Genomic DNA, 10,932 nt, shown 5'->3' on the forward strand with positions numbered 1-10,932 from the left:
GGCTGCTGCGACCGAGTCTGAGGCAGACCTTGCAAAAGCGATTGTGCGGGATACGTCGTCGGCGGTTGCGACGCTGTCGGCCACCTGGCGGGCAAAGGCCGAAATGCGTCCCACAGCGTCCGTTACGGCCAGTGTGTCAGGTGCAGCGCGGCTTGCGTGCAGGCGGGGATCGAGCGCGTCTGCAGTCGCCACAGAGTCGGATGGTGAGCGCGCAAATACAGCCGCGCGCACGGCGTCGTCCGTGACTGCAACGCTGTCAGAGGCGCTGCGCCGGGCGTCCAGCAGGACATGGGTGATCGCGTCAGATGCTCCCAGAGTGTCGGCGGCCTGGCGGGAAGCAGACAGCGTCTTTGCAGCACTGTCTGTGACAGAGAGCGCGTCAGAGATGGACCGCGATACAGAGCGTGAAATGCTGTCTGTGACTGCAACGGAATCGGCTGTTGAGCGGGACGCGCGCGTGGTTATTGCGTCTGTCGCCGCCACCGAGTCTGACAGCGAGCGCGTGACGGCTGTCGAGACGGCGTCTGCGGCTGCCACGCTGTCTGACAGCGAGCGCGATGCTGCAAGCCTTGCTGCCACGGCGTCGGCTGTGCCAAATCCATCGAAGAGCGATTTGGAGACATCTGCCATCCTTGCTATGCTGTCAGTCGCCGCAAGCGAGTCGGAGGCAGAGCGGGACGCTGCAAGCGCAGTCGATACCGCGTCGGCGGCCGCCACGGCGTCAGACACAGACCTTGCAAACACGGTAGAGCGTCCAACGCTGTCTGTCGGGGCGACGCTGTCCGCAGCCGTCCGGCTCGCAGACAGCCTTGCGGCTATAGCGTCAGACACTGCCGCTGCGTTCGGCAGCCCCCTTGCCACCAGCTGCGTCGCCGCCACGTCGTCTGCAAGCGTAACGCTGTCAGACGCTGATCTAGCTGCAGCAAGTGTCCTTGCCGCGGCGTCAGACATCAAGATAGAGTCGGAGGTGGCCCTTGCAAATGCCACGGAGCGGGAAGCGCTGTCGGCGACGCCAAGCGGGTCGGCGACGTCCCTTGACGAGACATAGGCACGCGTGGGCGAGTCGGCCGCTGTCACGGAATCTGACGCTGAGCGGGAAGCAAGCAGGCGCCTGCCCGACACCTCTGTCACTGCAAGCGTCTCTTCCAGCGACTGGGACACGCTGAAGTCAATGTCGTCTGCAAACGCCATCGAGTCAGATATTGCCCGCGAATAGCGCTTGCCTGCGGCTGCGGCTTCTGCGACTGCGAGCGCGTCGCTCACATGCTTGTGCGCGATCTTGGTTATCGCGTCCGCCATCCCCAGTATGTCAGACAGCAGGTTGATCTTGACTATGTTGAGTGCAGGCGTCACCGTGACCGTGTCTGCCGCCGACCGCTTGACCCTCTTGGACTTTTGGAAGTCAAGGTGGAAGCCTTCTTGGCTCTCGCTCTGCTCGTCGCCCGTGAGCGACGCCTCTCCTATCAGGCTGACGACGTTTGCCTTGTACTTGAGCGCGCCTGCGTCAAAGCCCGAATTCGATTTCAGGAACAGGGCGTTGACATAGTCCTGTCCTGACAGCGACTGCACTCCCTGCACCCACTGCGCGGTGCCCGTAGTCGATATGGCAAAGTCAGAGCCAAAGGCCGAGCCTGTGAACGGCCTGTAGTATGTTATCCCCGGCGCAGAGGTCGCGTATACCAGCGTGCCCGCGGTCCCGGACGGGTGGTAGACATAGTCAAACGCCCTGGCCGAGACCGTGCCGGTGTTTGTGGTCACGGCGGTCCACGGGCCGGGCGAGCCGGCGGCAAACTGCGAGCACGTCAGGTCGCTCTGGTCGTCTGACTGGCAGACCATGACGTTGGTGGAAAGCGGCGCCGGGTCGCCCCTGACGCTCAGGAACTTGGTGCTTGCGCTTGCGCCTGAGTTTGGGTCTACTGTAGAGACAGAGCCCCAGCTGGAGCCGCTCCACCGCGCATAGGCCAGGCTGTCTGTCCCGCTTGCAGACACTGCAAGGGCAGAGCCTGCCGCGTCGTACGCAGCCCCTATCGACTCGCCGTCCCTGTTTGCCGCGTTCAGCGACGAAGAGAGCGTTATCTGGTTGCCCCAGCCAGAGCCGCTCCACACCAGCGCGTACGCCTTGCTGTTTGTGGCGTCCATCACCGTCAGCACCATCTCGCCCGTGGACGGGTGCGGGGCCAGCTTGAAGTATCGAAGTTCTGCGTCGCCTGCGCCGCCCAGGTCAAAGCTCGACTCGGCAGAGAGCGTCGTGCCGTCGTACGTCCTGTAGAAAAAGTCGTCGTTCCCTGTCCCCTCCTTGTCGTAGACGATGAGCAGTTTTTCGCCGGCACTCTCAAACATCGTGTCGTACTGCCTGTACGGCTCGCCAAACGCAGGCGTGCCGGTGTCGGCAAAGTCGGCGGCGACGAACGTCCAGCTGCTGGCAGAGGTGCAAGAGTTGTCGCACTTGAACAGGTTGAGCGTGCCGTCGTCATGGACAGTAACCGCGGCGCGGAGCGACGAGTCGGGGCTGAAGCGTATCCTGCCGTCCCGCATCGGGCTTCCGGTGTTTGGCAGCTCTACTTCAGAGCTCCATGACTGCGTTGATGGTATCCACTCCCGGTATTTGGGCGAGTTCAGTAGGGCGGTGCCTGTGTTTGACTTGTAGATTGCCGCAGCGCTTGACGATGCCGACTCGGTGCCCTTTTCTGCCAGCATCGACTCGGCAAATGTTATTGTGTCGGCGATGTTGGCCGTGCGTATGCGGGCAAGGAGCGAGTCTGCCACTGCCACCGAGTCTGACGGGAACCTCTTGAAGAGGCCCGACCTCCTCCAGTCAAGGTGGAACGACTCTGACGCGGTCGTGCCCGTCGTCGTTATGCCGTCGTTGCCGTGCGAAAAGACGGGGTTGGCCTGCTTTGTCCATCCCACGCTCGTCGTGTCTGCGTCAACGTCGATTGCGGCGCCCAGCACGTGCGTCGAGTCCGTGGTGGTCGGGTTTGGCCCCTCGTTGAGCGACACCCATGGGTGGGAAGTGCCGTCGTCTGTTATGCTAAAGGCGGCAGTCCATGCGTTGCCTTCCGTGTACCTGATGTATTTGATGACGCCATTTGCGCCCCAGACAAGAATGCCCCGGGTCGCGTCGTCGGCGTTGTTCCAGGTCACGTCAAAGTTGCGCGTGGCGCTGTCAGGCATGTTGGCGTCGGCGTTTGGGTTCACATACGCCTTCCAGGCAGAGTCGTTCTGCCACAAAAAGACGTCCAGCCGGTGCACAAAGGCGTCGTAGCCGTTGAACGCCATTATGAGGTCGTCGGCTCCGGTAGCCTTGGCGGCCACGAGCTTGATCCACCTGACGGTGCCCACGTTGGGGACCGTCGTGCCCCTGCCGCTCCCCGGGTCGCTCACGTTTGCAGCCGCGCTCCACGAGCCCCCGGTGAACCGGGAATACTTGATGTTGTTGCCTTCGCCCCAGACGGCCATGAGGCTGCCGGTTGAAGTTACAAACGCTATGCCTATCACCTCATAGTCGCCCGAGTTGGTGAGGCTTCCGCTGCTTGCCAGCTGGACAAAGTTGCCAAACGTCTCTGTAGAGCCGTCAAAGTACCACGCCACGGCGCGGCTGTTGGTGCTGTCAGTGGCTATCAGGCCAAGGTCGTTGGAGCCGGACGTCCTGCGGGCGTCGAGCCGGACAAAGCTGTACGTCGTGTCCGGGAGTGTCGAGCCCGTGTCGTCTATCGGGTTCTCGGAGCCGAACGTGTTGCTTGAATCGCGCATCACCCTGTAAAAGAGGTCGGTGTTCTGGTTGTTATCTCCCTCGTTCCTGTCGTAGACGATGTAGAGGTCGCCGGACGTGGTTGCGAATTCCATGTCGAACGGGCGCTTTTGCGCGGCTGGCGCGACTGACCACATGTCGGCAAAGTCGTTGGTGACGGTCCACTGCGAAAGCGTCGTGCAGTTGTTGTCGCACACGTACGAGTCGAGCGTGCCGTCGTCGCTCAGGACGACTGCCACCCTCTTTGACGAGACAGGGCTGAACTCCAGCCAGGCGTTGCGCACGGGGCTGCCGGCCGAGGCAAGCTCTACTTCAGGACCCCAGCTCTTGGTGGAAGGATCCCACTCCCTGTACTTGGGGTAGTTGATGCCGCTGCCAGAGCTAGACGCGTAGACGATCGCGGCAAGGTTGCTGTCCGGTATCACAGTCACAGAGCGGCTGACAGAATCGGTGACCGTTGCCTGGTCTGAAAGGGCCCTCCTTGTTATCTTGGCGCTGACGCTGTCGGCGGCTCCAAGCGTTTCTGGCATGGACCTGTTCGGGATCACTGCCCTCGTTATGCCGGTGTCAGAGACCGTGAGAGATTCGTTTGATATGCTGCGGAAGAATCCCAGCGAGATAGAGTCTGCTAATGCGAGCGCATCTCCCAGAGGTTTTGTCACGCTGATGCGTATGCTCTCCGTGACTGCAAGAGAGTCGGAGGCATACCGCTTGATCTTGTCGTTCTTTCTAAAGTCTAGTGCCATCACCTCGACCGTGTTGACTGCGCCTGAGTCGGCCGAGATGCCGCTGTCGCCGTTGTCAGTCATCGTAGCTGTAGTTGATGTCCTGTTCCACTCGCCGTCTCCAATGTCGTCTGTTGCCTGATCCTCGTACCAGAGCCAGAGCGAGTCCACGCCGGTGGTGACGGCATCCGTGTCTGATGCACCGACGAGCCAGCGCGTCTGCACGGCAACTGTTATCGCCGTTTCAGCCCCGTAAGAGAGCGTGCCAGAAGCGTTGAACGTCTGGAACTTGATCGAGGTTGCGGCAGCCTTGTCCTCGTAGACTATGACGCCTGTGCTCCCGGCAGGATCCCAGGCAACGTCGAACATCCTTGCGCTCTGTACGGAAGAAGCTACGGCAGTGTCACGGGCGGTATTGGAAGTGGAGCTGCCAGCAGTAATGAGATGGCACGAGAGGTCGGGCGTCGCGGCGTTATCGGTATTGCATGCCATTACTTGATTTGAGGTCGAAAGAGGATTCGCCTTGACCACAAACCACAGGGAGTTTGATGTGGCTCCCGGGTTGATGTCAAACGTGGTTACGCCGGACCAAGAACCTGTATACCTGAAAAACCTGCCAGTGGTCGCCTGGACGCCAGAGTTGTCTCCTGCAACTGCAAGCGCGGCCCCGCTGGAGCTTTCGTATGCAATGCCAATGTTTTCCCCAGTCACAAGCGGGTTTGAGGATATGGTCTGCTGGCTGCCCCACGCAGAGCCGTTCCATATGAAGGCGTAAGCATCGGTGTTGGTCGCGTCAAGCAATATCATGGCTATCTCGTCCGAGTTGGACTTGGATGCCATCCTGAAAAAGCGGATGTCTTCTGCGTCTGCGCTTGCGCCGATGTAGCTGAAACCCTGCTCTGAAGAAACGGTGAACGGGTTTGTCGTAAAGTCTATCGTCTTGTAGTAAAAGTCGTTTGCCTCTGTCGCATCCCTGTCGTAAACCACCATCAGGTCGCCGCTAGCAGACTCGAAGGTTATGTCAAAGTACTTGTACGGTGCGGTTATGTTGCCGGCGCTGTTTGCGTCACCTATGAAAACAGCAGTCCAGTTTGCGGCAGTCGTGCAGGAAAAGTCGCAATAGTAGACGCGTATGTCGCCGTCAAGCTCGATCAGCCCTATCGCGCGCCTGTTGCTGGAACCATCATAGACGTACTTGACCGCATAGATTTCCTGGCTGGTCGTGGCGACAGTCGTGGCAGCCCCCCAGGTCGTGGTGGCTGGATCCCATTCCCTGTATGCAAGAGTCGTCGTTCCCGACTTGTACGCCATGCCTGCCTGGTTGTCTGCAAACGCCTGCTGCGAGCCGCCGGCGCCGATGGCCGAAAGAGCGGCCATGCCGCCAAGCCCCGCAAGCAGGATGAGCCTCGAAGCCGGTGATTGGTCAGGCCCGCGCAGGCGCTCGACCATCAAGACTTTGCCGTTCTTTGCCGGCGCCGAGCGCGACACCACAAGGCCGATGAACAGCGCAGTATAGGTGGCAGAGCTTGCTGCGCCCACCATGAACGCGTTGTTCATGCTCTGGCTGGCCCTGAGCTGTTCCCCTACCAGACGAATGCGCGCTTCCAGAAGATTATTACTACTACTATTACTGCCGTCAGGGTCGTCGCCGTCACCGCCGGCGGTGGCAAGCTCTGAATGATCCACCCTTTCTGGCTGCGCGGCCACGAATTCAGCGACGGCTGGCGTTCCTGTCTGCGACACTGCGTTCTGGCTGCCGCTGCCATACAGCAGCAGCCTGTTGTCGCTTCTTTCATATAATCCGCGCATCGTCCTCTCTTCCACCCTGCCTATTGTCGCCGGCGCGCTTGGCCCCTGCCTTGCGTTGCTGCTGTTGCTGCCTGCAGGGCTTGCCGCAGCGGCGGCAGGCGGCGGAGGAGGAGACGGCGTCGTGGTTACCGTCAGGCCGTCTGATATGGTCGCATAGAACATCCTTGGCGCACGGGGGCCGTCAAACGTGCTTGCCACCGATACAGAATCGCTGACGCTCCTCGAAAAAACCTGCGGCTCTGGCTGTTGCGCAAACGCCTGCTGTGTGTCGGAAAATGTCAGGACGGTTGCTACTGCTGCAGCAGCAGAAGCCATCGCCAGTGCAAAAAGGAGGAGCGCCTGAGAATGCCTGTTGCCGGAGAGCACTCTAGCAGCAGCCTCTATGCTGTAGCTTATAGAGCCTCTATCCGACACGCTCTTCCGGTAGCATCTATCATTATTTAAATTTATGTTTAAATCTCCTTTACACACAACGGAGGAAGGATTAAAGATTCCAGAAAACGGAGACAATACGAAACTGTACCTTTATGTTGCCAGTACCGCCAGGCGGCAAGGTAGGTAAGATAATTAATGCTTGTTTAATCAATTATCTTTCTGCGCATGCGCTTCGCAGCCAACAGTCTTCTCTCCTGCAGAGGCGTCGGAGCGGTCCTTGCCCGGCCCGCAGTCAAGCGAGTCTGCCCCGGCAGCGCCTATGACCAGGTCGTTGCCGCTGCCGCCGTCAAGCCTGTCGCTGCCCCCCGCCCCGAACAGCTGGTCGTCTCCGTCGCCGCCCCAGATAATGTCGTTCCCGGCCCCGCCGATTATGCAGTCGTTGCCGCCCACGCCCCTGATGACGCTCCCGCTGTCGCTGGCGAGAACAAGGTCGTCGCCAGCCGTCCCGGTTACTGTCGTCCTCTTTTGGCCCTGCCTTTTGTCGATCACGTTATACTTGCCAGACGACAACAGCTGCTCGATTGTCATGCCGTTGCAGTACAGGTCGCCTGTTGCCAGCTGTCCAGAGACCTTTAGTGTGCCGGGACTTGCCGCCCACTGCGACGCCTGCCCAAACGAATCGACGGCCCTCACCTGCGGCACATAGTCGCCCGGTTTCTTGTACGCAAACGACGCAGTCACTCTGGCAGAATTGCCCGAGGCAGGCGTCCGGGCGTCTACAACCCCGTCGCCGTCAAAGTCCCACTCGGCTGCGGCAAGGCCACCCCTGGACGCAAGCGTTGCCGAAAACGACCAGCCTGCCCCGGACTGCTGCTGTGGTGGCGGCGGCACCCACCTGCCCATCGCGGCTGTCGGAGGCTCTGGCAAAAAGACAGCGCGCAGCGGCTGGCCCGACTCTTTGTCCACGGCCACCACGGTCAGCCGCGACCCCTGCGAGTCTGTCACTGTGACTGACGGCAGGTACGAGCCGTGCCTGGCGTAACGGTGCGTGGCAGAAGGCGAATTCGTAGTGGCATCCATCCTGCCGTCGCCGTCAAAGTCCCATTCAAAACGTAATGCGCCGCTGCTGCTCCCCTCAGGCAAAGTCACGGAGAAAGAGAACGAGCCGGGCGCAGATTTGCTCTGCTCCTCAAACCCAAGCTCGGCATAAAGCCGCGGCGCGGCAACGTCCAGCGCCTCTTCTCCTTTTCTTTCCATCCCATCATCTGCGGCAACGTATCCTGCCCATGCAGATGCAAGCCCGGCCGAGTCAATGGCCCGGGCTCTTGGAATCCAGCTGCCCTCGGCCCCGTACCTGTGGGTTGCCGTCGCAGTGAACGTCTTTGGAGAGCCAGCCGCGCTTGTCGTGCTGTCGGCTCGCCCGTCGCCGTTAAAGTCCCATTCTACACGGGCTATGCCGCCGGCCGCTGTCGCAGCGGCAGAGAACCGGAACGTGTCAGACGGCAGGCCGTCGGGGCCGGCGGCAGAGTACGGGCTCCACCTGTCCATCACTATCTGCGGGGGTGCAGGAGAGGACCCGACGACGAGCAGGACTGGCTCGCCCTTTGAATCGTAAACATCCCAGGGCGTGACAAAGCCTTCCACGTCAACTGCCCTCGCGGCAGGGTAGCCGGAGAAGGGCTTGCCGTATGCGTGCTTGATGGCGCCTGCTGCCCGCTTGGCACCCGGCTTGTCAGCAGGCGAAGAGGCGTCCGGCTGCCCGTCGCCGTCAAAGTCCCACTCGAACCCCTGCACTCCTGCCGCAGCCGAGCTGGTGGCCCTGAACGTTATCTCGGCGCCGACCGCTATTGGTTTTGCAGCAGGCGACCAGGCCTCCATGGTGGCATAGAACGCGGCCTGCGCGGCAGCCAGGCCGGGCGAGATCACAAGGGCAGATGCGAAGGCAATGGCCGCCGCAGCGCGCAGGCAGGCATCCGCAGGCATCATCACTGCTAGCGCCACCATCAATTACTCATCTGTTTCTCCATACAGGCGGGATATAAAAAGAAGGCCACTTCTTACTTGTTCTTGGATTTGCCCTTGGCAGAGCCGCTCTTTCCGGGGTTGCTGTTGTCAGAGTAGTTGCTGTCGTTTCCATGCCCGTTGTCACCGCGGTCGTTGCGGCTGCCGCTACTACTACTACTACCACTACTGCTGCTGTTGCTGCTGCCGTCACCTTGTCCAGCGTTGCCACTGTGACGGTCACCGTTGTCGTCATCGTCATCATCATCACCCCTGCCATCGTCGCCGGAGCCCTCATCGTCGTCGAACCTCTTGCGCGACTCGCAGCCGTCATATCTGTCGCCGTCCCATGCAACGTCGTGCCCGGCGCCGCCGTCCAGCTGGTCCCTGCCGCCTCCGCCGTGCAGGAAATCGTTGCCGTCTCCGCCGTATATCCTGTCGTTGCCGCCGTTGCCGTACAGGCGGTCGTTGCCCGCGCCGCCGTATATGACGTCGTTGCCGTTGTTGCCCCGGATCCGGTCGTTGCCGCCGTTGCCGTATATCTGGTCGTTGCCATAGTTGCCGTTCAGGGTGTCGTTGCCTGATCCGCCAATGATGCAGTCGTCGCCCTTCAGCCCGTTGACGTGGTCGCCGTTAGAGCCTGCGATTATCAGGTCGTTCCCATGTGTACCTACCAGGGTCTTGCGCGGGCCGCCTCTGTTGTCAATCACGCTGCTGTACTGGCCGCTTGCAATCAGCTGCTCGATTGTCATGCCGTTGCAGTACAGGTCGCCTGCAGGTGGCGGAGGGCTGGCCGTTTCGAGGCTTATCACGGCCGGGCCGACGTTGTAGGCGTCCCACGGCCATGCCGTGCCGCTCACGTCTACGACTCGGACCTGCGGGGTGAACGTGCCTGCCACCCCGTAAACATAGTTTGAGGTCGCAGTCGCGCTTGTCGGCGCGCCCGCTATTGCAGTCGTGGCGTCGACGCTGCCGTTTCCGTCAAGATCCCATTCAAAGCGCAATATTCCAAGGTTTGCGCTCCCCGAAGAGGAGAAGCTGAAATTGGTCGAAGGCGTCCCGTCAGGGCCCGTCGCAGAGTAGGGCGCCCACTGGTTCATTGTTGCCGAGCCGACAGGGGTCAGCACGTCCAGCGTTATCACAGTCGTGCCAGAGTTGAGCGGGTCCCATGCAGAGACGTTGCCGCCCACGTCCACGACCCTCACCTTTGGCGTGTATGTCCCGTCAGCAGAGTACTGGAACGTCGCCGTCCTGCCGCTTACAGTCGCAGGGGCGCCGGCTATGGCGGTGGTGGCATCGACGCCGCCGTTCCCGTCAAAGTCCCACTCGAGCCTTGCGATGCCGCCTTCTGCCTGGGCGTCTGCATAGAACGTGAAGGTGGTGCTCACAGGGCCGTCGGGGCCGGAGGCGCTGTACGGCGACCACGAGGCGAGCGTGGCGGTGGGCGCGTTGACCGCCAGTATGTTCACGGTGTCAGGCGTGCCCTGCAGGCCCCGGCTGTCTGTCACCTTGAGCTCAAAGACATAAGTGCCTGCAGCAGAGGCAAGGAAGGTTGGCTTGGGCGCGGCCGAGCTGCTCAGCGTCACAGATATCGGCCCGGACGCCTGCCTCCAGGAATACACGGAAATGCTGTCTTGCGGATCAGAGTCGCTGCTCGCCGTGCCGTCGAGCGTGACTGTGGACCCAAGCAGCACTATCTGGTCGGGGCCGGCGTCTGCGACCGGCGCCGCGTTCGGCGGCGGGTTGGCAATGTCGGCTACCGGCGACGATGGGCCGATGTTGAACGAGTCCCAGGGCGACATCAGGCCGGTGATGCTGGTCGACCTGACCTTGGGCGTATAGTTGCCTGCGGTGCCAAACGTCGTCTGCACCGTCACGCCCGAGACCGAGTTCTCGCCGTTGAGGGTCGTCGTGGCGTCGATGGAACCGTCGCCGTCAAAGTCCCAGTCGATCTTGGCAAGGCCGATCTGGCACGTGGCGTCGGCCGAGAGCGTGAACACTGTATCGGTAAAGCCGTCGGGACCTGTGGCGTTGTAAGGCACCCACTGGTTCATGGTCACCGTCGGCGGCGGGTTGACGATGTCAAGCGCCACCGGCAACGAGTTTACGTCGTACTGGTCCCAGGGCGACACCTGCCCTATGCCGTCCACCGCCCGCACCTGCGGATAGAACGTGCCTGTCGCATGGTACGTGTAGGTCCTGGTGGCAGACGCCGAAGCAGGCGAGCCAGAGACGTTCGTGGTCGCATCCACAACGCCATCGCCGTCAAAG

3 protein-coding genes are annotated in these 10,932 nt (G+C 61.3%); all 3 read right to left on the reverse strand.

Annotated elements, in window-relative coordinates:
- A partial coding sequence (locus WKI84_RS12150) for a hypothetical protein (protein ID WP_337863828.1) occupies positions 1-6,699 on the reverse strand: 6,699 nt, incomplete at its 3' end.
- A gap of 168 nt (positions 6,700-6,867) precedes the next feature.
- Positions 6,868-8,664 carry a PKD domain-containing protein gene (locus tag WKI84_RS12155; protein ID WP_337863830.1) on the reverse strand — a complete coding sequence of 599 codons (1,797 nt, stop codon included), beginning with the start codon at positions 8,662-8,664 and terminating at the stop codon, positions 6,868-6,870.
- Positions 8,665-8,717: 53 nt separating this feature from the next.
- Positions 8,718-10,932: PKD domain-containing protein (locus WKI84_RS12160; protein ID WP_337863829.1), on the reverse strand; the 2,215-nt coding region annotated here is incomplete at its 5' end.

Source organism: Nitrososphaera sp., assembly GCF_037447015.1.
In the GTDB taxonomy this organism is placed as follows: Archaea; Thermoproteota; Nitrososphaeria; order Nitrososphaerales; family Nitrososphaeraceae; genus Nitrososphaera.